The organism is Variovorax davisae (assembly GCF_030316845.1).
Classification (GTDB): Bacteria; Pseudomonadota; Gammaproteobacteria; order Burkholderiales; family Burkholderiaceae_C; genus Variovorax; species Variovorax davisae.
Map to the genome: position 1 here is coordinate 26546 of NZ_JASZYS010000007.1, position 22590 is coordinate 49135.

Sequence of the window (22590 nt, forward strand, 5' to 3'; positions counted from 1 at the left end):
ACCAGAGACTGCCATGGCCATCGCCCTCGACCGCTTCGGCTTCAACACTGTCACCATGGGTGGCGAGCTCGGCCACAAGCTCGAATGCATGAAAGCGGCCGGTTTCGCCGGCGTCGAGCTGTGGGCGCGCGACCTGATCAACCATCCGGCCGGGGTCGAGAAGGCGGCGCAGCTGGTGAAGCAGAGCGGGCTCAAGGTCACCGACTTCCAGCCGCTGCGCGACTTCGAATGCGCGCCCGACGCGATGCGCCCGCACCGGCTCGAGATGGCGCGCGAGCAGCTGCGCCAGATGGCGCTGGTCGACACCGGCCTGCTGCTGTGCTGCTCGACCACCTCGCCGCTGGCGATCGACGACCCGGAGCGCGCCGCCGAGGACCTGCGCACGCTCGCCACGCTGGCGACGCCGCTGGGCATCCGCATCTGCTACGAGGCGCTCTCGTGGGGCCGCCACGTGAATCGCTGGCACCAGGCCTGGGACATCGTGCGCCGCTGCGACCGCGAGAACGTCGGCCTCAACCTGGATTTCTTCCACATGTCGGTGCATGGCGACGACGGTGCCGAGATGCTGGCGCAACTGGCCGAGGTGCCGGTCGAGAAGATCTTCCTGGTGCAGCTGGCGGACTACTTCTTCGAGTACAGCGACCGCCAGGCCGACATGATCGAGCTGGCGCGCCACCAGCGGCTGTTCCCGGGCGAGGGTCTGCACGACGTGCGCGACCTGGTGCAGCTGCTGGAGGACAAGGGCTACCGCGGCCACTACACCTTCGAGGTCTTCAACGACGACTACGTCAACTCCGACCCGATGGTCATCGGCCAGCGCGCGATGAAGAGCGCGCGCTGGATCAGCGAATCGCATGTGGCTGGCGCGAGGCCGGCCGACCCAAGGACCACACCCCCATGATTTCCGGCAAGACCACCCTGATCGCCCACCTGGGCTACCCGACCGAGAGCTTCAAGGCTCCGATGATCTACAACCCCTGGTTCGACCAGCAGGGCATCGACGCCGTCGTGATGCCGATGGGCGTCAAGGCCGAGGACTACGCCGTCGTGCTGGCCTCGCTGTTCAAGCTGACCAACATCCGCGGCGCGCTGGTCACGATGCCGCACAAGATCACGACCTTGTCGCTCGTCGACGAGGCGACGCCGACCGCGAAGATCGCCGGCGCCTGCAACGCGATCCTCAAGCGGCCCGACGGCACCTTGCTGGGCGACCAGTTCGATGGCGCCGGCTTCGTGCGCGGCGTGCAGCGCAAGGGCCGTGCGCTGGAAGGCGCGCGGGTGCTGGTGTCGGGCAGCGGCGGCGTCGGTTCGGCGATCGCCGCCTCGCTGGCCGCGGCCGGCGTGGCCGAGATGGCGCTCTACGACAGCAGCGCGGCCTCGTCGGAAGCTCTTGCCGGCCGCCTGCGCGCGCATTATCCGCAGCTGGTGGTCACGACCGGCTCCAACGATCCGGCCGGCTTCGACCTGGTGGTCAACGCCACGCCGCTCGGCATGAAGGAGGGCGATCCGCTGCCCTTCGACGTCGCGCGCATCGCGCCGTCCACCTTCGTCGGCGAAGTGGTGATGAAGAGCGAATACACGCCCCTGCTGCGCGCGGTGCGCGACAAGGGCTGCGCGGTGCAGGTCGGCACCGACATGCTGTTCGAGATGATTCCGGCCTACCTCGAATTCTTCGGTTTCGGCAGCGCGACCCCGGAAGATTTGCGGGCGGTGGCGACGCTGGCCTATTGAGCGAATCATGAGCCTCTTCGAGGCGGTGCTTTCGACGTCCGAGATGCGCGGCGTCTTCAGCGAGCGCAGCGTGGTCGACGCGATGCTGCGCTTCGAGGCCGCCCTGGCACGCGCCCAGGCCGGGCTCGGGCTGATCCCGGCCTCGGCCGCCGCGTCGATCGCCGGCAGCTGCAAGGTCGAGCTGTTCGACGTCGCCAAGATCGTTCGCGACAGCGGCCGGGCCGGCAGCCTCGCGCAGCCGCTGGTCCACAGCCTCAAGGAGGCGGTCGGCCTCTTCAACGTCGACGCGGTGCCCTTCGTGCATTTCGGCTGCGACGCCCAGGCGCTGGTCGACAGCGCGATGGCGCTGCTCACGCGCGAGGCCGTGGTGCTGGTCGATGCCGACCTTGCCCGGGCCGTGCAGGCGCTGCTCGCCCAGGCGCAGCGCCATGCGACCACGGCGATGCTCGCGCGCCCGCTGGGGCAGCCGGGCACGGTCACGAGTTTCGGCCGGGTGTGCGTCGAGTGGGCGGCGCCGCTCGCCCGCCGCCGTGCGCGGCTGGCCGAGGCCGCGCGGCAGGCGCTGCAGGTGCAGTTCGGCGCCGACGCCGGCGTGGCGGACCGGATGCAGGGGCAGGGCGCTGCGGTGCGCCGGCAGCTGGCCGAGGCGCTCGGCCTGCGCGACCCGGGGGGCCACTGGCGCAGCGAGCGCGACGACTGGATCGCGCTCGGCTGCGAACTGGGGCTCATGGTCGGCAGCCTGGGCCGGGTCGCCAGCGACATCGCGCTGCTGGGCCGATCCGAGATCGGCGAACTGGCGGAGGCCGGCGATCCCGCCCGCGGCGAGCGGCCGGCGTCGGTGGTCGCGCTGGCGGCCGCGCAGCGCGCTCCGCAGCGCGTGGCGGCGCTGCTGGCCGCGATGCCGCAGGCGCTGGCCCCCGGCAGCTGGCAGGCCGCGCTGGCCGAATGGCCCCAGCTCCTGATGTCGGCGCATGGCAGCGCGCGGGCGCTGGCGGACGCCTTGCCCGGCCTGCAGGTCGATGCCGTGCGGATGCGGTCGCACATCGACCGGCTGCGCCACGCGCTGCCACCCGGCAGCGCCGGCGATGGCCTCGACCCGGCGCTGGCCGAGGCCGCCGGCGTGCAAGCGCTGGCGCAGGTGCTGGCTCTTCAGTCGCCCTCCGAAGCCTTCGATCCCAGCGACACTGCACGATGACTTCCGCCGCAGCCCGTCGCGGCATCTCGTTCGCGCTGCTGCTGCCGCTGCTGCTGGCGGCGCAGCCGGTCGCCACCGACAGCTACCTGCCGGCCCTGCCGGCGATCACGCGCGACATGGGCGCGGCCAGCGCCAGCCTGACGGTCTTCGTGCTCGCCTTCGGTTTCGGGCAGCTGCCCTGCGGCCCGTTGTCGGACCGGTTCGGGCGCCGTCCGGTGCTGCTGATCGGCCTCGCCGGCTATGCGCTGGCGGCGCTGGGCTGTGCGCTGTCGAGCGGAATCCCGATGCTGGTGGCCTGCCGGGCGCTGCAGGGCTTCTCGATGGCGGCGATCCTGGTCTGCGCGCGGGCTGCGGTGCGCGATCTCTATCCGGCGCACGAAGGGCCGCACGTGATGGCGCGCGGCCTCACCGGGCTCGGCGTGGTGGGTTTGCTGGCGCCGCTGATGGGGGCCTGGACGGTGCAGTCTGCGGGCTGGCGCTGGGTGTTGGGCGGCATGGCGGCCTATGCCTTCCTGCTCTGGCTGCTGTGCTGGCGCGGCTTCCACGAAACGCGCGCCGACAGCGCCGGCCCGTCGGCGCCCAAGGGCAGCCTGCGCGAAGTCTTCGCCAGCGCGAGCTTCCGAGCCTGGGCCTCGCTGGCCGCCGCCACCTATGGGGGGATCTTCTGCTTCCTGCTGCTGTCGCCGATGGTCTACATCAGTTACCTGGGCTTCTCGCCGGCCTGGTACGGCTGGATCCCGGCCGGCGGCTCGCTGGTCTACATCTTCAGCACCACGCTGTGCCGTCGCCTGCTGCGGCGCATGGGGGCGGTGCGTGCGGTGCAACTGGGCTCGCTGCTGAGCCTGGCCGGCCCGCTGGTGCAGGCGCTGGGCTGCTGGCTGCTGCCGCTGGCGGCCTGGCCGCTGCTGCTGGGCCATGCGATCTACTGCATCGGACATGGCATCCACCAGCCCTGCGGCCAGGCCGGCGCGGTCGGCGACCTGCCGCATCTGGCGGGCCGCGCGGTGTCGTGGTCCGGATTTGCGATGATGGCGGTTGCCTTCGTCGTCGGCCAGGTGGCCGCCGGCTTCGTCGACCCCGAACTCAGCCATGGCGCCTGGCCGATGGTGCTGCCGATGGCGCTGGCCGGCGCCGCGCTGGTGCTGATCGCCTATGTCTGGCTGCCTCGCCTGCCGCTGCCGCATCCACGAAAGGAAAGCCCATGATCCGCTTGAACGTCGTCCGCGAGGGCGGTGGCCCGATCGTCGTCCTGGGCCATGCGCTGGGCTGCGACCTCCACATGTGGGACGGGGCGGCGGCGCTGCTGGCGCAAGCCCACACGGTGCTGCGCTACGACCACCGCAACCACGGCGCCTCCGAGTCGGTGGCCGGGCCGGTCACCATGCAGGACCTGGCGGACGACGCGGCCGCGCTGATCGAGCGCGAGGCCGAAGGCGAGCCGGTGCATTTCGTCGGGCTGTCGATGGGCGGCATGGTGGCCCAGGCGCTGGCGGCCCGGCACCCCGCGTTGCTGAAGACCGTGGTGATCGCCAATTCGGCGTCGCGCTATCCGGATGCCGCCCCCTGGCGCAGCCGCATCGAGACGGTGCGGGCGCAAGGCGTCGCGGGCATCGCCGACGGCGCCGTGTCGCGCTGGCTCACACCCGGCTACGTGGCCACCCCCGAAGGTGCCGCGGCGGCCCGCCGGTTGCGCGGCATGCTGCTGCGCACCGATGCGGCCGGCTACATCGCGAGCTGCGAGGCCGTGGCGGCGATCGATTTCCGCGAGAGCAACCGCGCCATCGCGGTGCCGGCCCTGGTGATCGCCGGCACCCGTGACGAGGCCACGCCGCCTTCGATGTCCGAGGCAATGGTGGCGGCGATTCCGGGGTCGCGCCTCGCCGCCATCGACGCCGCCCACTTGAGCGCGGTCGAGCGGCCGCTGGCTTTCACCCAGCTGCTGGTGGATTTCTGGCGCAGCCTTTGATGCACGGCGGCGCCGTCGCTCAGCTGCCGCGGTAGGTCGAGCAGCTCCACAGCGTGCACAGCATCGGCACGTGGTAGTGCTGCTGCGTGTCGAAGATCGCGAAGCGCACGGGCACGGTGTCGAGAAAGGGCGTCTCGTTGCCGCCGCCGGGCTCGCGGCGGAAGTACTCGCCGACGTGGAAGAGCAACTCGTACTGACCCGTGCGCGCCGCGTCGGGCGCCAGCACGGGCTGGTCGGTGCGGCCGTCGGCGTTGGTGGTGAGGGTCTTCACCAGCTTCCAGCCGTCGCCGTCGCGCACCGAGAAATCGATGCGCATGCCGGCGCCGGGGCGGCCGGTGCCGCTGTCGAGTACGTGGGTGGAAATGCCGGCCATGTCCTTGTCTCCTTGTGCGGGCTTACGAGCCGCGGTAATACGAGTAGCCCCAGGGGGTGAACAGGATCGCGAGGTGGATGCGCTGCGCCGGGTTCGTGATGCGGAAGCGCACCGGCACCTGCGACAGGAAGTTCGGCTTCGGCAGCGGCGTGCCGCGCGCGGCGAAGTAGTCCTCCAACTGCAGCAGCAGCTCGTAGCGGCCGGGCTGGTAGGCGGCGTCGAGCAGCAGGGGCTCGTCGGTGCGGCCGCCCTTGTTGGTCTCGAAGCGGCGCAGCAGGTGCAGGTCGTCGCCGTCGTATCTGGAGAGCTGCACCTTCATGCCGGCACCGGGCGAGCCGTTGTGGGTGTCGATCGCATGCATCGTGAGGCGCGGGCTCAGGTCGATCTGCGACACCGGCGCGGTCGTCAGCGCGTTCTGCGCGGCCGCGCCGCCGGCCGCGAGGCTGCCGAGTGCGAGACCCGCAGGCAGGAAGGCGCGGCGGGTCAGGGTGGGCGAAGTCATGGCGTGCTCGCTCCGTTCAATGGGCCAGCAGCCTGCCCAGGCGCAGCCGCGTGATGATCGAGATCTGTTCGAGCGCGGCTTCGAGCTCGCCATCGGTGTCGCGCTCGATGCGCGTGCGCAGTGCCTCGAAGATCTGCGAGCGCGTGTTCTTGAGCACCGCGATGATGAAGGGGAAGCCGTGCTTCGCCGCGTACGCCGCGTTGAGCCGCCGAAGCGTCTGCAACTCGTTGCGCGTCAGGGCATTGAGGCCGGCTTGCTCGGCGGTCGAATGGCCGGTCATGGTGCCGGCCTGGGCCTCCTTGCCGGCCAGCTCCGGGTGCCTGCGCAGGAACTCGATGCGCGCCTCGCGGGAGCTTGCGCGCACTGCGCCCATCATCGCGCGGTGCAGATGGTCGATGCTCGCGAACGGCCGCTCGGCCCAGGCCTGGGTCGCGACCCAGGGCGAGTGCTCGAACACGCCGCCCAGTGCAGCGACGAAGCGCACGCGGTCGAGCGGGTTGATGTCGGACAGGGTCAGCGCCGGCGCTTCGGCGGCCTGCATGACCGCGCTCATCGCGTCACCGCCTTCTTCGCGAAACGCGGCACGAAGGCAATGATGAGGATCGCGGCGCAGACCTCGACCGCCGCCACGATGTAGAGCCCCGGCGAGAGCAGCCCGGTCGACGTCTTGATGGCGCCCAGCATGGACGGGGCCCCGAAGCCGGCGAGGTTGGCGATCGAGTTGATCAGCGCCACGCCGCCCGCCGCCGCCGCCCCGGCGAGGAAGCGGCCCGGCAGCTGCCAGAACACCGGGATCGCGCTCATGGTGCCGACGATCGCCAGCGTCTGCGCGGCCAGCGCGATCGCCGGGCTCTGCTTCATGAAGAGCGCCGTGAGCGCCAGCCCGAGCGCGCCGAGTGCCGCCGCGAAGGCGCAGTGCAGGCGGCTTTCCTGCTGCCGGTCGGAATGCAGGCCGTTGCAGATCATGCCGACGGCGCCGCAGAGGTACGAGGCGGCCATGATCCAGCCGACCGTCGCCGGGTTGGTGAAGCCCACTTCCTTGACCACGGAGGGGCCGAAGAAGGTCAGCGAGGAATTGGCCGCGATGATGCAGAAGAAGATCAGGATCAGCAGCCACATGCGGCCGTCCTTCAGCGAGGCGATCAGGCTCTCCTCGCGGTGGCCGAGCGCCTTGCTGTCGCGCGCCATGTCCTCGTGCACGAGGCGGCGCTGCTCGGCCGTGAGCCAGTGGGCCTGCTCGGGCCGGTCGGTCAGGTAGAACCAGGTCACGAAGCCGGCAAGGATCGACGGGATGCCTTCGATCAGGAACACCCATTGCCAGCCCGACCAGCCATTGAGGCCGTGCAGGTTGTTCATGATGCTGCCGGCCAGCGGCCCGCCGATGACACCGGCGATGGCCGAGGCCGACATGAAGATGCCGAAGGCCTTGGCGCGCCGCTCGCTCGGATACCAGTAGGTGAGGTACAGGATGATGCCGGGATAGAAGCCGGCCTCGAACACGCCCATGAGGAAGCGCAGGAAATAGAACATCGCCGGCGTCTTCACGAACATCGTGGCGACGCAGACGATGCCCCACCCGATGGTGATGCGCATGATGGTCTTCCTGGCGCCGATCCTTTGCAGCAGCAGGTTCGACGGCACTTCGAAGAAGAAGTAGCCGAGGAAGAAGATGCCCGCGCCCAGCCCGTAGACCGCTTCGCTCCAGCCCAGGTCGTCGAGCATGGTGAGCTTGACGAAGCCGACGTTGACGCGATCGACCCAGGCCAGGACCCAGAGCGCGAAGATGAACGGAATGATGCGCCAGGTGATGCGGCTGTAGGCCGTGTCGAGCGCGCTGGCCGGCGCAGTGGGCACGGCATGTTGGGGAACTTCCAGGGTGGCCATGAACAACTCCTTGACGGGATGCGGGTGGGGCGTCGGATGCGTTCGTGAATTGGGCCAGCGCGCTCCCGGCCTGTCGAGACCGTGGCGGCATGCGAATCGCTATAGACTGCATCGGACATATCGATAGACAAGTCCTAAGGGAAAACACCATGCAACGCGGCGTCGATCTGCTCGACGGCCATCTGCTGCGCGTGCTCGCCACGGTGGTGGAGGAGCGCAGCGTGTCGCGCGCCGCCGCCCGGCTGCACCAGACGCAGCCCGCCGTGAGCGGCTCGCTCAAGCGCCTGCGCGAGATCTTCGGCGACGCGCTGCTGGTGCGCGACGGCACCGCGATGGTGCCGACCGCCCGCGCCGCCGGTCTCGCCGTGCAGGCGCGGCGCGCGCTCGGCGAACTCGAAGCCTTGCTGGTCGAGCCCGAAGCCTTCGTGCCGTCCGACGCCGAGCAGCGCTTCCGGATCGCATCGCCGGACTACATCGCGCCCTCATGGATCGCGCGGCTGGCGCAGCACGTGGGCGCCGAGGCGCCGCGCTGCCGCATCGAGCTGCGCGCGCTCGGCCCCACCTTCGACTTCGAGCGCGCGCTGGGCGACGACGAACTCGATCTCGTGATCGGCAACTGGCCGTCGCCGCCCGAGCACCTGCACATCTCGCTGCTGCTGGAGGACGAACTGGTCTGCCTGATGGCCCGCGACCATCCGCTGGCCCAGGGCGCCACCCAGGTCAGCGAGGCCGACTACCTGGCCGCGGGGCATGTGGTGCCGGTGCCCTATGCGATGGCGCAGCGCGGCGTGGTCGAGACCTACCTCGGCGAGCGCCGCCTCGGGCGCGACGCCCGCGTGCAGGTGCCTTACTTCGGGCTGGCGCCGTCGATCGCGGCCAGCACGCGGCTGCTGTTCACCACCGCGCGGCACTTCGCCGAGTACCACGCGCGGCTGTTGCCGCTGGCGCTGCTCGACGCGCCGGCGGGATTCCCGCGCATGCGCTTCTACCAGCTGTGGCACGACCGGGTCCATCATTCGGCGGCCCATCGCTGGCTGCGCGGCCTGGTGGCGCAGTTCGGGCGCGAGCTGGTCGCGCCGGCGATGCCGCAACGCGGGCAGGGGAATCCGTCGCCCGGCGCTTGAAAGATGCGCCGTCGGCCCCATCATCCGAGCCATGCCTACCACCCGACTCCACATCGATTTCGTGTCCGACGTCTCGTGCCCCTGGTGCGCCGTCGGGCTGGGCGCGCTCGAAGCCGCGCTGCGCAAGGTCGCGCCCGAGGTGACCGCCGAACTGTGCTTCCAGCCTTTCGAGCTGAACCCGCAGATGCCGCCCGAAGGCCAGGACACCTTCGAGCACCTGAACCAGAAGTACGGCTCGAACCGCGAGCAGCAGGCCCAGGCCCGCGCCGCGATCCGGGCCCGCGGCGCCGAGGTCGGCTTCGCCTTCAGCGAGGGCGGCCGGCCGCGCATCTACAACACCTTCGATGCCCACCGGCTGCTGCATTGGGCCGAGCTGGAAGACCTGGCCAAGCAGGCGGCGCTCAAGAAGGCGCTGCTCAAAGCCTGCCATACCGATGGCGAGAATCCGTCGGACCCCGAGGTGCTGGTGCGCCTGGCCACCGAATCGGGGCTCGATCCGGCGCGTGCGCGGGCCATCCTGGCGAGCGACGAATACGCCGCCGAGACCCGCGAGCGCGAGCGGCTCTACACCGACGCGGGCATCCATTCGGTGCCGGCGATCATCATCGACAACAAGCACCTGATCTCCGGCGGCCAGCCGGTGGAAGTGTTCGAGCGCGCGCTGCGGCAGATCGCGGGCGCCGAGCCCGCCCGCGTGGCCGAAGCCTGAGGCGCTGAGGCCCTTTCGTCAGGGCTTCTGCAGCATCTCGACGAGCCGGGCCAGCGCCACCGACGGCGTGCCCTGCCAGACCAGGTGCGTGCGGTTGCCGCGGATGCGCTCCGGCAGCGGGTGCTGGCGGACATCGGCCGTGGCGCGCAGTGCCTTCAGCACCGACACCGGCACGATCGCGAAGCCGGTGCCGGCAGCGACGCAGGCGATCATCGCCTGGTAGGAAGAAAACTCCAGCGAACGCGAGGCCGAGACGCCGCCCTTGACCAGCCATTGCTCGAGCAGGCGGCGGTAGGAGCAGCCGGGCGCGAAGGCGATCAAGGTGGCATCGGCCAAGTCGCCGGGACGGCCCACGGCGGCCACGCTGCGCGCCGTGATGAGCACCAGTTCTTCGTCGAACACCGGCATCGATTCGAGCTCCGGCGCGGCGAAGGGCTCCGACACGAACGCGGCCTCCAGCTCGAAGGCCCTGACCCGCTTGAGCAAGGCGCCCGTGGTGCCGGTCGCCAGCTCGACTACCACCCCCGGATAGAGCCTGTGGAAGCGTGACAGCACCGGCGCCAGCCGGCTGCCCGCCGTGCTTTCGAGCGAGCCGAGCCTGAAGGTGCCGAAGGGGAGATCGCTGCGCAATTCGCTTTCGGCCTCGTCGGCCAGGCGCAGCAGGCGCTCGGCATAGGGCAGCAGCTTGTGGCCGGCCGGCGCCAGCGCGAGCGAGCGGCCCTGCCGGTGGAACAGCTTCTGGCCCAGGCGCTCCTCCAGCTGCTGGATGCGGGTGGTGACGTTGGACTGCACCCGGTTGAGCTTGTCGGCGGCCCGTATCACGCCGCCTTCGGCCACGACGGTGCGGAAGATCTCCAGGGAGTCGAGGTCGATGGTTCTCATAACAAGAATGAATGTTCTGAATAATTCATTTGTCGGATGGGATGATTTTGCGTCCAATCTGAAGCCATGTCGAACCCTTCCATCGCTCTCGCCCGGCCTTCCCTGTTCGCCGTCTGCGGCGCCGGCCTGCTGGCGCTGGCGATCGCGATGGGCATCGGCCGCTTCGCCTTCACCCCGATGCTGCCGCTGATGATCCGCGCCGGCAGCGCCGACGTCGGTGCCGGCGGCTGGCTGGCGGCGGCCAACTACGCGGGCTACCTGCTGGGTGCGCTGACGGCGGCGCGGCTGCCCCTGTCGCCGCAGCGCACGGGCCTGCTGTCGCTGGCCGCGATCGTCGCTTCCACGGCGGCGATGGGGCTGGTCGATTCGCTCGCGGCCTGGCTGCTGCTGCGCGGGATCGCCGGCGTCGCCAGCGCCTGGGCGCTGGTGAGCACCAGCGTCTGGTGCCTGTCGTGGCTGGCGCGCCTGGGCCGGCCGAACAGCGCCGGGATGGTCTATGCGGGCGTCGGCGCCGGCATCGCGCTCGCGGGCCTTTACTGCTGGCGCGCCGGCGCGGCCGAGGTCGCGCCCGATCGTCTCTGGCTGCATCTCGGCCTGCTGGCGCTGGTCGGCTCGATCGTGGTGGCGGCGCTGATGCCGCGCGAGCCCGGCCCGGTGGCGGCCCCTGCGACCGGGGGCAGGGCGGACCCAGGGGCGGGCGATGCGCAATGGGACCTCGTCATCTGCTACGGCATGCTCGGCTTCGGTTACATCCTGCCGGCCACCTTCCTGCCGGTGTTGGCGCGGGCGGTGGTCGACAACCCCGCGGTGTTCGGTGCCGCCTGGCCGGTCTTCGGCGCCGCGGCCGCGTTGTCGACGCTGTTGGCGGGGGCCCTGCTCGCGGGCCTGTCGCGCCGGCAGGTGCTGGCGGGCAGCCATCTGCTGATGGCGCTGGGCTGCCTGCTGCCGGTGCTGCACCTGTCCGCGGGCACCGTGCTCGCGGCCGCGCTGCTGGTGGGCGGGACCTTCATGGTCGCCACCATGGCCGGCATCCAGGCGGCACGTGCCGGTGCCGCGGGCGACCCGGCGCGCGCGCTCGGCCGCATGACGGCGTCCTTCGCGATCGGCCAGATGGCCGGGCCGGTGCTGTCCTCCGCCCTGAGCGGCGGCGCGGCGGGCTTCGGCGGCCTCTTCATGGCGCTGGCGACGGGTGCCGTGGCACTGCTGGCCAGCGCCGCATGGCTGCTGCGCCCGCCGCGCAGCGTCCGCCCCGCATCGAACAACTGAAAGGAGTCCGCATGCTGATCCGACAAGGCCACACCGAACCCTGGGCCGAGCGCCTGCCGATGCCTGCCGCCGAGGCCATGTCCGAGGCGCAGCGCGCCGCTGCGCAAGCGCTGATCGACGGTCCGCGCAAAGCCGTCTTCGGCCCCTTCGTGCCACTGCTGCAAAGCCCGGTGCTCATGGAGCGCATCGGCAGCCTGGGCGAGTACCTGCGCTTCGACAGCGCGCTCGACGCCCGCGTGCGCGAGCTGGTGACCTGCGTGGTCGCGCGCGAGGTCGGCAACCAGTTCGAGTGGGTGCTGCATGCGGCGGCGGCGGTCAAGGCCGGCGTCGATGCCGGTGCCATCGAGGCGCTGCGCCTGGGCCGCCGCGCGGCGCCGCTGGCCGAGGACGAACAGCTGGCCCTCGATTTCGCGCTCGAGCTGCTGCAGCGCCACGGTGTCAGCGAGCCCACCTATGCCGCCGCCGAGGCCCGCTTCGGCCAGGCCACGGTGGTCGAGCTGTCGGCCCTGGTGGGGTACTTCGCGATGGTCTGCTGGATCATGAACGCGGCCCACACGCCGGTGCAGGGTGCCGAGGGCCAACCGGGGCTGCAGGCCTTTCCGCTGTAGCTTTTCCGCCGCAGCGCGGGGCGTGGCGCGGGCGGTCAGGCTGGGGTCCGGTGGCGAAGGCACAATGGCGCCGCGCGCGGACCGGGTCCGTGAACCGAACCCCTTCCGCCCCCGCTCATGCTCGACAAACGCTTTTTTCCGCGCCAGGCCGTCGCGTCCGGCGGCAACCGCTGGGATTGGGCGCTGCTGCCGCTGGTGCTGGCGACGCTGTTCGCGCTGGCCTACGGCGGCGCCCAGATGGCGCGGCCTTACGAGCTCGGCCAGCCGCTGCCGATCAGCCTCGACCCGTGGCAGCTGCCGTACTACCTGCTGCGCACCACCCTGCGCATGTTCCTGGCGCTCGGGGCTTCGCTGCTGTTCAGCTGCGCCTTCGCCGTGCTCGCGAACCGCTATCGCGCGGCCGAGAAGGTGCTGGTGCCGATGCTCGACATCCTGCAGTCGATCCCGATCCTCGGCTTCCTGTCGATCACGGTGACCGGCTTCATCGCGCTGTTTCCGGGCAACCTGCTGGGGGTCGAGTGCGCGGCGATCTTCGCCATCTTCACCTCGCAGGCCTGGAACATGGCCTTCAGCCTCTACCAGTCGCTGCGCACCGTGCCGTCCGAGCTGCGCGAGGCGGCCTCGGTGTTCCAGCTCTCGGCCTGGCACCGCTTCTGGCGGCTCGAACTGCCGTTCGCGATGCCCGGCCTGCTGTGGAACATGATGATGTCGATGTCGGGCGGCTGGTTCTTCGTGGTCGCCTCGGAGGCGATCTCGGTGTCCAACCAGAGCATCATGCTGCCGGGCGTGGGCTCCTACATCGCGATGGCGATCCAGGCCCGCGACCTCGGCGCCATCGGCTGGGCCATCGGCGGCATGCTGATCGGGATCACGCTCTACGACCAGCTGTTCTTCCGCCCGCTGATCGCCTGGGCCGACAAGTTCCGCTTCGAGGAGGGCAGCAGCGAGGATGCGCCGCGCTCCTGGCTTTTGACCTGGCTGCGGCGCACCGAACGCATCCGGCAAGGCATCGGCGCCGCGGCGCGGCTGCTCGAGCGCTCGCTGCTGCTGTTCCGGCGCGACCACGACGGCACCTCGATCAAGGCCCGGCCGAGCGCGCCGAACCCGGCCGCCGCGCGCGTGTGGGACGCCGTGCTCGCCGCCGCGGTGCTGCTGGCCATGGTCTGGCTGGTGCGCTTCATCCACACCGAGGTCGGATGGTCCGAGGTGGCGCACGTGTTCGTGCTCGGGCTCTACACCATGATCCGTGTGGTGGTGCTGATCGCGCTGGCGGCGCTGGTGTGGGTGCCGATCGGCATCTGGATCGGCATGAACCCGCGCTGGGCCGGGCGGCTGCAGGGCGTGGCGCAGTTCATGGCCGCCTTCCCGGCCAACCTGATGTTCCCGGTGGCGGTGCTGTTCATCGTGCGCTGGCAGCTCAACCCCAACATCTGGCTGGCGCCGCTGATGGTGCTGGGCACGCAGTGGTACCTGCTGTTCAACGTGATCGCGGGCGCCTCCACCGTGCCGACCGAGCTGCGCTACGCGGCCAGCAACCTCGGGCTCACGGGTTGGCTCAAATGGCGGCGCTACCTGCTGCCGGCGGTGTTCCCGAGCTTCGTCACCGGCGCCATCACGGCCAGCGGCGGCTCCTGGAACGCCAGCATCGTCGCCGAGTACGTGACCTGGGGCGACACCACGCTGCAGGCCGCGGGCCTGGGCAGCTACATCGCCCACATGACGGCCATCGGCGACTTCCCGCGCATCGCGCTGGGCATCGGCGTGATGTGCGTGTTCGTGATGGGGATGAACCACTTCGTCTGGCGCCGGCTCTACGAGCTGGCCGAGAACCGGATGCACTTCTGATGACCCACGCGCGAGGAGGGCCCATGGCCGAAGCCATCGTTGAACTCAAGGGCGTGGGCAAGTCCTTTCGCTCGGCCGACGGCGCTGCGCGCTCGGTGCTCGAAGGCGTCGACTTCCGCCTGGCCGAGGGCGAGATCGTGGCCCTGCTGGGCCAGTCGGGCTCGGGCAAGTCGACCCTGCTGCGGATCCTCGCCGGCCTGATCGGCGCCGACGCCGGCAGCGTGCGCTACCGCGGCCAGCCGCTCTACGGGCCGGCGCGCGGCATTGCGATGGTGTTCCAGTCGTTCGCGCTCTTTCCCTGGCTCACGGTGCAGCAGAACGTCGAGCTCGGGCTCGAGGCGCGCGGCGTCGCGCCGGCCGAGCGCGCCCGGCGCGCGAGCGCTGCGATCGAGCTCATCGGCCTCGCGGGTTTCGAGGGCGCCTTGCCGCGCGAGTTGTCGGGCGGCATGCGCCAGCGGGTGGGCATCGCGCGTGCGCTGGTGATCGAGCCCGAGGTGCTGCTGATGGACGAGGCCTTCTCGGCCCTCGACGTGCTCACGGGCGAGCGCCTGCGCGACGACATCCTGCGCCTGTGGGGCGGCGGCGCGATGCCGACCAAGGCGATGCTGATCGTCTCCCACAACATCGAGGAAGCGGTGCTGATGGCCGACCGGGTGCTGATCTTCGCCGCCGACCCGGGCCGCGTGCGCGCCGAGCTGCCGATCCGGCTGGCGCGGCCGCGCGACGCCGACAGCCTCGAAGTGCGGGCGCTGATCGACGAGGCCTATGCGCTCATGACGGCCAGCGCGCCGGTGGCCGGCCGCGCGCCCGAGGAGCCGGCGCGCATGCACCTGGGCGACCGGCTGCCCGATGCCGACATCGGCCGCATGGAGGCCTTGCTCGAGATGCTGGTGGAAGACGGCCGCGAAGGCCGCGCCGACCTGCCGCAGCTGGCGGAGGAGGCCGAACTCACCGACCACGACCTGCTGCCACTGGCGCAGGCGCTGGCGCTGCTGGGCTTCGCGCAATTGGCGGATGCCGACCTGCACCTGACCGAGCTGGGGCGCCACTACGTCGCGGGTGCGCACACGCTGCGCCAGCAGCTGCTGGGCCAGCAGCTGCTCGCGCACGTGCCGTTGGCAGCGCACATCCGCCACAGCCTGGAGCAGGCGCCCGCGGGCGAATTGCCGCAGGAGCCTTTCCTCGACCTGCTCGAGGAGAGCCTGGACCGCGCGACTGCCGAACGGGTGCTGCGGACCGCGATCGAATGGGGCCGCTACGGCGAGGTGTTCGAGTTCGATCTGCGCACCGGACAAATTCATTTGCCGGCCGGAGCAGAACCGGAAAAAAATACTCTATAATCGAAGGCTTCGCGGGAGTAGCTCAGTTGGTAGAGCGCAACCTTGCCAAGGTTGAGGTCGAGAGTTCGAGACTCTTCTCCCGCTCCAGATTTTCGAGAATTTTGGAAACGCGAAGCATCACAGCCGGTTCACCCGCCTGGTCGATGCAAAAAAGCCACCCGCCGGGTGGCTTTTTTTTTGCCTGCACGGGATCGCTTGCAACCGCGCTGCGCCACGCGATCTCGTCCATCCGGCGACCCAGGCCGCATCGTCGGGCGTGCCGCTCGCATTGCGCATGTGGTGCGCCTGCGCTGAGGCGCGCCACGCCTACATCTCGTCGATCTGCGTGCTGCGCGTCCGCTCCTGCGCCGCCAGCGCGTAGCGCTCGCGCGTCTTCACGTAGAAGCTCGCCCCGAAGCGCCCGACCGGAAAGTAGTGCTGCAGCCGCACCCGCCAGGCGTCGGTGTCGATCAGCTCGTCGCGGGCGTGCATCCAGCGCACCTGGCCGATGAAGATCTGCCGGCTCTCGGTCTCCAGCGTTTCCCAGAGCGTGCACTCGAACGCCACCGGGGCCTCGGCGATGCGCGGCGGCTTCACGGAGCGGCTCGGCAGCGGCGTGAAGCCGACCACATCGAGCTCGCTGACATGCGGCGGATGGCGGTCGCCGCAGCGGTGCATCTGCTCGGCGATCTCCTCGTCCGCCAGGTGGACCACGAACTCGCCGGTGCGCACGATGTTCGCGGCCGTGTCCTTGAGCGCGTTGTCCTGCAGCCGGTTGACGCTGATCATCACGATCGGCGGCTCCTCGCCGAGCATGTTGAACATGCTGAAGGGCGCGGCGTTGACGACGCCGTCGGCGCCGAGCGTGGTGACGAGGGCGATCGGGCGTGGCACGATCAGGCTCGCCATGAGCTTGTAGCGCTGGTATTCGGTGAGGGTGGAAAAGTCGATGTCCATTCGGATTCCTTGACGGTCACAGGGCGTTACGGCACGAAGCGCCGGCGTGGTTTCCAATGGACCGCATGCATTGCCCGTGATTCAAAGGAGGATTCGAACATGCCCGAAAGGGACCCAGCAGAATTCAGGCCAGCGCGCGAGTCCTCGGTCTGGACCTTGGTCGTCGTCGTGGTGGTGATTCTCGCCGCTGCCTTCGGCTGGTGGCGATGGTCCCTGCAAAAGGAGCCAGCGCCGGCGCCGCCCGCCGCCAGCGCACCGCCGCCGTCCGACCGGCCCGCCGATGCGCCGGCTCCGGCTCCGGTCGCGACCGGCCCGCAGAACCTGGTCGATGCCCTGGCTCCGCCCGAACCGGCACTGCCGCCCCTGAACGATGCCGACGGGCGCGTCGCCGCGGCGCTCAACGAGCTGCTGGGCAAGAAGGCGGTCGCTTCGTTCCTCGACACCGGCGGCTTCGTGCGCCATTTCGTCGCCACCGTGGACAACCTGCCGCGCGCGCAGGCCTCGGCGCGCATGTGGCCGACTCAGCGCGCGCCCAAGGCCTTCGAGGTCCAGGGCAACGGCGAGGTCAAGACCATCGGGATCGACAACGCCAGCCGCTACACGCCGTTCGTGCTGTTCGCCGAGTCGGTCGACAGCGCCCGGGCGGCCGCGCTCTATGCCCGGTTCTATCCGCTGTTCCAGCAGGCCTACGAGGAGCTGGGCTATCCGGACCGCTATTTCAACGACCGGCTGGTCGCCGTCATCGACCATCTGCTGCAGGCTCCCGAGCCCCAGGGACCGGTGCAGGTGAAGCTGACCGAGGTGAAGGGCGAGATGGCGGGCGGGCGTCCCTGGGTCAGCTACGAGTTCGCCGACCCGAAGCTCGAGTCGCTGTCGGCCGGCCAGAAGATGCTGGTGCGCATGGGTCCGGTCAACGAGCGCCGCATGAAGGCCAAGCTCAAGGAACTGCGGGCCCAGGTCGCCACCGGGGCGGTGGCGAAGAAATAGCGGGCCGGGCCTTCAGCCACCCGCACAGGCCTGCGCGCGCGCCAGCAGCAGCTTGCGCTCGCGCACGTTGCGCGTGAGGTCCGCGGCCCGCCTGAACTCCTCGCACGCTTCGGCATTTCGGCCCAGCCTGGCCAGCAGGTCGCCGCGCACGCTCGGCAGCAGGTGGTAGCCCTGCAGCTGGGGCTCGGATCGCAGCGGGTCGACGTGTTCCAGGCCAACCGCCGGGCCGAAGGCCATCGACAGCGCGACGGCCCGGTTCAGCTCGACGATCGGCGACGGCGAGAGCTGGGCCAGCGCCTCGTAGAGCGCTGCGATGCGGGGCCAGTCGGTCTGCGCCGCCTCCTGCGCACGGGCGTGGCAGGCGGCGATGGCGGCCTGCAGCGCGTAGGGGCCGAGCGCACCGCCGAGCTGCTCCGCCCGTTCCAGCGCCGCCAGGCCGCGGCGGATCAGCAGCCGGTCCCAGCGGGCGCGGTTCTGCGCCAGCAGCAGAACCGGTTCGCCATCGGCGCCGACGCGCGCGGCGGCCCGCGAGGCCTGGATCTCCATCAGCGCCACCAGCCCGTGCACCTCCGGCGCGTCGGGCATCAGTTCGGCCAGGATGCGCCCGAGCCGCAGCGCTTCGTCGCACAGGGCGGGCCGCATCCAGTCCTCGCCGGCGGTGGCTGCGTAGCCTTCGTTGAAGACCAGGTAGATGACTTCGAGGACCGAGGACAGGCGGGCGCCGAGCTCGTGCCCGCGCGGCGCCTCGAAGGGCACGCGGGCGGCGGCCAGCGTTCGCTTGGCGCGCACGATGCGCTGCGCGATCGTGGCCTCGGGCAGCAGGAAGGAGCGCGCGATCTCGTCGGTGCTGAGTCCACCCAGCAGCCGCAGCGTCAGGGCGACCCGGGCTTCCGGCGACAGCACCGGATGGCAGGCGGTGAACATCAGCCGCAGCAGGTCGTCGCCGACCTGGTCGTCGAGGGCGGCGTCGACCGCGTCGGCGAAGTCCGCGGCGGCGATGGCGTGCCGGGCATCGATCTCGCGGGCGATCTGGCCTTCCTTGTGGGCGTGCAGCGTGCGCCTGCGCAGCAGGTCGATCGCGCGATGCTTCGCGGCCGCCGTCAGCCAGGCCGCGGGATTGTCCGGGATGCCTTCGCGCGGCCATTGCTCGAGGGCCGCCAGCAGTGCGTCCTGCGCCAGTTCCTCGGCCAGGCCGACGTCGCGCACCCGGCGCGCCAGCGCGCCGATGATGCGGGCCGACTCGATGCGCCAGACGGCGTTGATCGTGCGGTGCGTCTCGGTGGCGTCCATGCGTCGTGGTCTCAACCGCGGGCCGCGGCGCGCTCGCGCAGAAGCGCTTCCTGCTGGCGGATCTCGGGCGTGAACTCGGCACCGAAGTCTTCCGCCTCGTAGACCTGGCGCAGTTCCAGCGCGACGTTGCCGTGGCCGTCGATCGGCGGCCAGCGCCTGACCCATTCGAGCGCTTCCTCGCGCGACGCGACCTGGATCAGGGTGAAGCCCGCGACCAGTTCCTTGGTCTCTGCGAAAGGCCCGTCCACCACCGTCGGCTTGCCGCCTGCGAACTGGATGCGGGCGCCGCCGCTGGCGCTGGGCTTGAGGCCCATGCCGTCGAGCATCACGCCGGCATCGATCATCGCCTTGTTGTACGCCATCATGTCGCTCACCAGCTGCGCGGTCGGCATGGCGCCGGCCTCGGTCTCGGGGTCGGCCTTGCGGATGATCATGAATTTCATGGTCGTGCCTCCATCGGTGCGTTCAGGGCCGCTTCGAGCGGGAGGCGTCGAACACCCGCTTTTCCTGTTCGCGCAGTTCGGGGGTGAGCTCGGCGCCGAAATCGTCCATCTCGAACAACTGGCGCAGCTCGAGCTCGGCGCCGTCGTCGAAGGGAGCGCGGCGCAGCCATTCGAGCGCTTCTTCCTTCGAGCGCACCTGCCAGAGCCAGAAGCCGGCGATCAGCTCCTTGGTCTCGCTGAAGGGGCCGTCGACGACGGTGCGCTCCTTGCCGGAGAAGCGCATGCGCGCCCCCTTCGAGCTCGGGTGCAGGCCTTCGCCGGCGAGCAGCACGCCGGCCTTGACCAGCGCCTCGTTGTAGTTGCCCATGTCGGTCAGCAGCTGCTGGCTCGGCATCACGCCGGCTTCGGACGCCTGGCTGGCCTTGACGATCACCATGAATCGCATGTCCTTCGCTCCTTCGGTTGCGAGGCCGGCGGCGGTCGGGAATCGACTGCCCACAGCCGGTGGCTCTGGGAGATCGTCGAAGCAACGGAAGCGAAATCGACAGCCCGCGGGCCGTCGATTGTAAAAATGCGTATCTACTTCAGCCGTTCACGTAGGCGTCCAGCGGCACGCAGCTGCAGAACAGGTTGCGATCGCCATAGACGTTGTCGACCCGCCCGATCGGCGGCCAGTACTTGGCCTGCCGCAGGCTGGCCAGCGGGAAGGCGCCCAGCTCGCGCGAGTAGGGGCGCGTCCAGTCGCTCGCGAGCAGGCTGGCCGCGGTGTGCGGAGCGTTGCGCAACGGGTTGTCCTCTTTCGGCCAGATGCCTTCCTCGATGCGGCGGATCTCGCCCCGGATCGCGATCATCGCGTCGATGAAGCGGTCGAGTTCGGCCAGCGGTTCGCTTTCGGTCGGCTCGACCATCAGCGTGCCGGGCACCGGGAAACTCAAGGTCGGCGCGTGGAAGCCGTAGTCGATCAGCCGCTTGGCGACGTCCTCGGCACTGACGCCGCTGGCGTCCTTGAGCGGACGCAGGTCGAGGATGCACTCGTGCGCCACGTGGCCGTTGGGGCTCGCGTAGAGCGTCGGATAGTGGTCCTTGAGCCGGGCGCTGATGTAGTTGGCGCTCAGGATCGCGGTTTCGGTCGCGGCCTGCAGGCCCTTGGCGCCCATCATGCGGCAGTACATCCAGCTGATCGGCAGCACGGCGGCGTTGCCCAGCGGCGCCGCCGACACCGCGCCGACCGCGCCGTTCGATGCCAGTCCGCCGGTCGCATGGCCGGGCAGGTAGGGCACCAGGTCCTCGACCACGCAGACCGGGCCGACGCCCGGCCCGCCGCCGCCGTGCGGGATGCAGAAGGTCTTGTGCAGGTTGAGGTGGCTGACGTCGCCGCCGAACTCGCCCGGCGCCGCCACGCCGACCAGGGCGTTCATGTTGGCGCCGTCGACGTAGACCCGGCCGCCGTGCGCGTGCACGATCTCGCAGAGCTCCTTGACGCGGGTCTCGAAGACGCCGTGGGTGCTGGGGTAGGTGATCATGACGGCGGCCAGCGTGTCGCGGTGCTGCTCGCAGGCGCGCGCCAGGTCGTCGATGTCGACATTGCCTTCGGCGTCGCAGCCGGTCACGACCACCTTCATGCCCACCATGTGGGCGCTGGCCGGATTGGTGCCGTGGGCGGACGACGGGATCAGGCAGACGTTGCGGTGCGCTTCGCCCCGGGCCTCGTGGAAGGCCTTGATCGCGAGCAGGCCCGCGTACTCGCCCTGCGATCCGGCGTTGGGCTGCAGGCTGATGCCCGCATAGCCGGTCGCCTCGCAGAGCCAGGCACGCAGTTGGGCATCGAGCTGCGCATAGCCGAGCAGCTGGTCGGCCGGCGCGAACGGATGGATGTTGGCGAACTCGGGCCAGGTGATCGGGATCATCTCGCTGGTCGCGTTGAGCTTCATGGTGCAGCTGCCGAGCGGGATCATGCTGCGGTCGAGTGCCAGGTCCTTGTCGCTCAGGCTGCGGATGTAGCGCAGCATCGCGGTCTCGCTCTTGTGCGTGTTGAACACCGGGTGCGCCAGGAAGTCGCTGCTGCGGCGCAGGTCCTCGGGGATGCGAATGCGCACCGTGGCGGCGATGGCGTCGAAGTCGGGTCCGCGCGTGCCTTCGGTCGCGAACAGGCCCCACAGCATCTCGATGTCGGCGCGCGTGGTGGTCTCGTCGAGCGACAGGCCCAGGTGCTGCTGCAGGCGATGGCGCAGGTTGACGCCCGCCGCCTCGGCGCGGTCATGGATGGCCTGGGTGTCCTCGCCGGTGTGGATGGTGAGCGAATCGAAGGCGGTGGCGTTGACCAGTTCGCGGCCCATCTGCTCCAGGCCCTGTGCCAGCACCGCCGTCAGCAAGGCCACCCGCTGCGCGATGCGGCGCAGGCCATCGGGCCCGTGGTAGACCGCGTACATGCTGGCGACCACCGCCGGAAGCACCTGCGCGGTGCAGATGTTCGAGGTCGCCTTCTCGCGCCGGATGTGCTGCTCGCGCGTCTGCAGCGCGAGGCGGTAGGCCGGCTGGCCGTGGGTGTCGACGCTGACGCCGACCAGCCGCCCGGGCAGCGAACGCTTGAACTCGTCGCGGCAGGCCAGGTAGGCCGCATGCGGGCCGCCGTTGCACATCGGCATGCCGAAGCGCTGCGTGGTGCCGCAGACGATGTCGGCATCCCACTCGCCGGGCGGCGCCAGCAGGGTCAGGGCCAGCAGGTCGGCGGCGACGCAGAAGGCCGCCTGGCACTGGTGGGCATGGCCGGCCAGCGGCCGCAGGTCGTGCACGTGGCCGGTGGTGGAGGGGTATTGCGCCAGGGCGCCGAAGAAGCCGCCGCTGGCCATCAGCAGGGGCAGCGGCTCGGTGGCGGTGCTGACCCTGATCTCGATGCCGAGCGGCCCGGCCCGGGTGCGCAGCACCTCGATGGTCTGCGGATGGCAGTCGCCCGAGACCAGGAACACGTTGCTCCTGCTCTTGACGCTGCGCCGGGCCAGCGTCATCGCCTCGGCCGCGGCGGTGGCCTCGTCGAGCATCGAGGCGTTGGCGATCGCCATGCCCGTCAGGTCGCACACCATGGTCTGGAAGTTGACCAGCGCCTCCATGCGGCCCTGCGAGATCTCGGCCTGGTAGGGCGTGTAGGCGGTGTACCAGGCCGGGTTCTCGAGCACGTTGCGCAGGATCACGCCCGGCGTGTGGGTGCCGTAGTAGCCCTGGCCGATGAAGCTCTTCGCCACCTTGTTCTTCGCCGCGATCGCCTTCAGCTCGGCCAGTGCGTCGGCCTCGGTGATCGGCGCCGGCAGCCGCATCGGCCGGCTGCGGCGGATCGCCGGCGGCACGATGCCGTTGATCAGTTCGGCGCGCGTGGTCGAGCCGATGGCCGCGAGCATCGCCGGTTCGTCTGCGGCCTCGATGCCGATGTGGCGGGCGATGAATTCTTCGGCGTTCTGCAGTTCGCGCAGCGAGGGATGGAAAGGCACGGGCGTCGGCATGGAGGGCTCGGGTGG

22 protein-coding genes and 1 tRNA gene are annotated in these 22590 nt (G+C 70.4%); 13 read left to right on the forward strand and 10 right to left on the reverse strand.

Going from position 1 to position 22590, the window contains the following annotated elements; genetic code table 11:
• Positions 1 to 13: 13 nt before the first annotated feature.
• The 5 genes from QTI33_RS17060 to QTI33_RS17080 are packed head-to-tail and all read left to right on the forward strand — an operon-like array spanning position 14 to position 4892.
• Positions 14 to 901 carry a sugar phosphate isomerase/epimerase family protein gene (locus tag QTI33_RS17060; RefSeq protein WP_286507326.1) on the forward strand — a complete coding sequence of 296 codons (888 nt, stop codon included), beginning with the start codon at positions 14 to 16 and terminating at the stop codon, positions 899 to 901.
• Positions 898 to 1731, forward strand: coding sequence for a shikimate dehydrogenase family protein (locus QTI33_RS17065; RefSeq protein ID WP_286507327.1), 834 nt, complete (start codon positions 898 to 900; stop codon positions 1729 to 1731). Before QTI33_RS17060 ends, QTI33_RS17065 begins: the two co-directional genes overlap by 4 nt.
• Before the next feature lie 7 nt (positions 1732 to 1738).
• Positions 1739 to 2926 carry a lyase family protein gene (locus QTI33_RS17070; protein WP_286507328.1) on the forward strand — a complete coding sequence of 396 codons (1188 nt, stop codon included), beginning with the start codon at positions 1739 to 1741 and terminating at the stop codon, positions 2924 to 2926.
• Positions 2923 to 4131 carry a Bcr/CflA family efflux MFS transporter gene (locus QTI33_RS17075; RefSeq protein WP_286507329.1) on the forward strand — a complete coding sequence of 403 codons (1209 nt, stop codon included), beginning with the start codon at positions 2923 to 2925 and terminating at the stop codon, positions 4129 to 4131. Before QTI33_RS17070 ends, QTI33_RS17075 begins: the two co-directional genes overlap by 4 nt.
• On the forward strand, positions 4128 to 4892 hold the full coding sequence (locus QTI33_RS17080) for an alpha/beta fold hydrolase (RefSeq protein ID WP_286507331.1): 765 nt from the start codon (positions 4128 to 4130) through the stop codon (positions 4890 to 4892). The genes QTI33_RS17075 and QTI33_RS17080 overlap by 4 nt, the downstream gene beginning before the upstream one ends.
• A 19-nt stretch (positions 4893 to 4911) precedes the next feature.
• On the opposite strand, the gene uraH (QTI33_RS17085) is transcribed toward QTI33_RS17080, so the two are convergent.
• Genes uraH (QTI33_RS17085) through QTI33_RS17100 form a run of 4 tightly spaced genes read right to left on the reverse strand, consistent with a single transcriptional unit; the run spans position 4912 to position 7651 of the window.
• Entirely contained in the window at positions 4912 to 5265 is a 354-nt protein-coding gene (gene uraH / locus QTI33_RS17085) for a hydroxyisourate hydrolase (protein WP_286507332.1), read from the reverse strand.
• A 22-nt stretch (positions 5266 to 5287) separates the two neighbouring features.
• Positions 5288 to 5767: a hydroxyisourate hydrolase gene (gene uraH / locus QTI33_RS17090; RefSeq protein WP_286507333.1), complete on the reverse strand. Its 480-nt coding sequence runs from the start codon at positions 5765 to 5767 to the stop codon at positions 5288 to 5290.
• Positions 5768 to 5783: 16 nt separating this feature from the next.
• Positions 5784 to 6320: a 2-oxo-4-hydroxy-4-carboxy-5-ureidoimidazoline decarboxylase gene (uraD, locus tag QTI33_RS17095; RefSeq protein WP_286507334.1), complete on the reverse strand. Its 537-nt coding sequence runs from the start codon at positions 6318 to 6320 to the stop codon at positions 5784 to 5786.
• The gene (locus tag QTI33_RS17100; RefSeq protein WP_286507335.1) at positions 6317 to 7651 is read right to left on the reverse strand and encodes an MFS transporter; all 1335 of its coding nucleotides are present in this window, start codon (positions 7649 to 7651) and stop codon (positions 6317 to 6319) included. The genes uraD and QTI33_RS17100 overlap by 4 nt, the downstream gene beginning before the upstream one ends.
• A 149-nt stretch (positions 7652 to 7800) precedes the next feature.
• On the opposite strand from QTI33_RS17100, the gene QTI33_RS17105 reads away from it, so the two are divergent.
• Positions 7801 to 8775 (forward strand): LysR family transcriptional regulator, encoded by a 975-nt coding sequence (locus tag QTI33_RS17105; protein WP_286507337.1) that lies wholly within the window; start codon positions 7801 to 7803, stop codon positions 8773 to 8775.
• A gap of 31 nt (positions 8776 to 8806) precedes the next feature.
• On the forward strand, positions 8807 to 9484 hold the full coding sequence (locus tag QTI33_RS17110) for a DsbA family oxidoreductase (RefSeq protein ID WP_286507338.1): 678 nt from the start codon (positions 8807 to 8809) through the stop codon (positions 9482 to 9484).
• Between the two features lie 18 nt (positions 9485 to 9502).
• On the opposite strand, the gene QTI33_RS17115 is transcribed toward QTI33_RS17110, so the two are convergent.
• Positions 9503 to 10366: a LysR family transcriptional regulator gene (locus QTI33_RS17115; protein ID WP_286507339.1), complete on the reverse strand. Its 864-nt coding sequence runs from the start codon at positions 10364 to 10366 to the stop codon at positions 9503 to 9505.
• 66 nt (positions 10367 to 10432) lie between these two features.
• Here QTI33_RS17115 and QTI33_RS17120 point away from each other — a divergent pair, with 66 nt between their 5' ends.
• The 5 genes from QTI33_RS17120 (at position 10433) to QTI33_RS17140 (ending at position 15512) form a co-directional block, all read left to right on the forward strand.
• On the forward strand, positions 10433 to 11632 hold the full coding sequence (locus QTI33_RS17120) for a YbfB/YjiJ family MFS transporter (RefSeq protein WP_286507341.1): 1200 nt from the start codon (positions 10433 to 10435) through the stop codon (positions 11630 to 11632).
• Positions 11633 to 11643: 11 nt separating this feature from the next.
• On the forward strand, positions 11644 to 12240 hold the full coding sequence (locus QTI33_RS17125; RefSeq protein WP_286507342.1) for a carboxymuconolactone decarboxylase family protein: 597 nt from the start codon (positions 11644 to 11646) through the stop codon (positions 12238 to 12240).
• A 117-nt stretch (positions 12241 to 12357) separates the two neighbouring features.
• Positions 12358 to 14085, forward strand: a complete 1728-nt coding sequence (locus QTI33_RS17130; protein ID WP_286507344.1) for an ABC transporter permease — start codon at positions 12358 to 12360, stop codon at positions 14083 to 14085.
• A gap of 23 nt (positions 14086 to 14108) precedes the next feature.
• Complete coding sequence (locus QTI33_RS17135) at positions 14109 to 15425, forward strand: ABC transporter ATP-binding protein (RefSeq protein ID WP_286507345.1); 1317 nt, start codon at positions 14109 to 14111, stop codon at positions 15423 to 15425.
• Between the two features lie 11 nt (positions 15426 to 15436).
• Positions 15437 to 15512, forward strand: a tRNA-Gly gene (locus QTI33_RS17140).
• Between the two features lie 219 nt (positions 15513 to 15731).
• Here QTI33_RS17140 and QTI33_RS17145 read toward each other — a convergent pair.
• On the reverse strand, positions 15732 to 16361 hold the full coding sequence (locus QTI33_RS17145; protein WP_286507347.1) for a flavin reductase family protein: 630 nt from the start codon (positions 16359 to 16361) through the stop codon (positions 15732 to 15734).
• A gap of 99 nt (positions 16362 to 16460) precedes the next feature.
• On the opposite strand from QTI33_RS17145, the gene QTI33_RS17150 reads away from it, so the two are divergent.
• Positions 16461 to 17348, forward strand: a complete 888-nt coding sequence (locus tag QTI33_RS17150) for a DUF3014 domain-containing protein (RefSeq protein WP_286507348.1) — start codon at positions 16461 to 16463, stop codon at positions 17346 to 17348.
• A gap of 12 nt (positions 17349 to 17360) precedes the next feature.
• Here QTI33_RS17150 and QTI33_RS17155 read toward each other — a convergent pair whose 3' ends face one another.
• From QTI33_RS17155 to gcvP, 4 genes are all read right to left on the reverse strand, one after another.
• Positions 17361 to 18638 carry an RNA polymerase sigma factor gene (locus QTI33_RS17155; RefSeq protein ID WP_286507349.1) on the reverse strand — a complete coding sequence of 426 codons (1278 nt, stop codon included), beginning with the start codon at positions 18636 to 18638 and terminating at the stop codon, positions 17361 to 17363.
• Positions 18639 to 18649: 11 nt separating this feature from the next.
• The gene (locus QTI33_RS17160; protein ID WP_286507350.1) at positions 18650 to 19081 is read right to left on the reverse strand and encodes a YciI family protein; all 432 of its coding nucleotides are present in this window, start codon (positions 19079 to 19081) and stop codon (positions 18650 to 18652) included.
• Between the two features lie 22 nt (positions 19082 to 19103).
• Complete coding sequence (locus QTI33_RS17165) at positions 19104 to 19526, reverse strand: YciI family protein (RefSeq protein WP_286507352.1); 423 nt, start codon at positions 19524 to 19526, stop codon at positions 19104 to 19106.
• Between the two features lie 139 nt (positions 19527 to 19665).
• Entirely contained in the window at positions 19666 to 22575 is a 2910-nt protein-coding gene (gene gcvP, locus QTI33_RS17170) for an aminomethyl-transferring glycine dehydrogenase (protein ID WP_286507353.1), read from the reverse strand.
• Between the last annotated feature and the right edge of the window lie 15 nt (positions 22576 to 22590).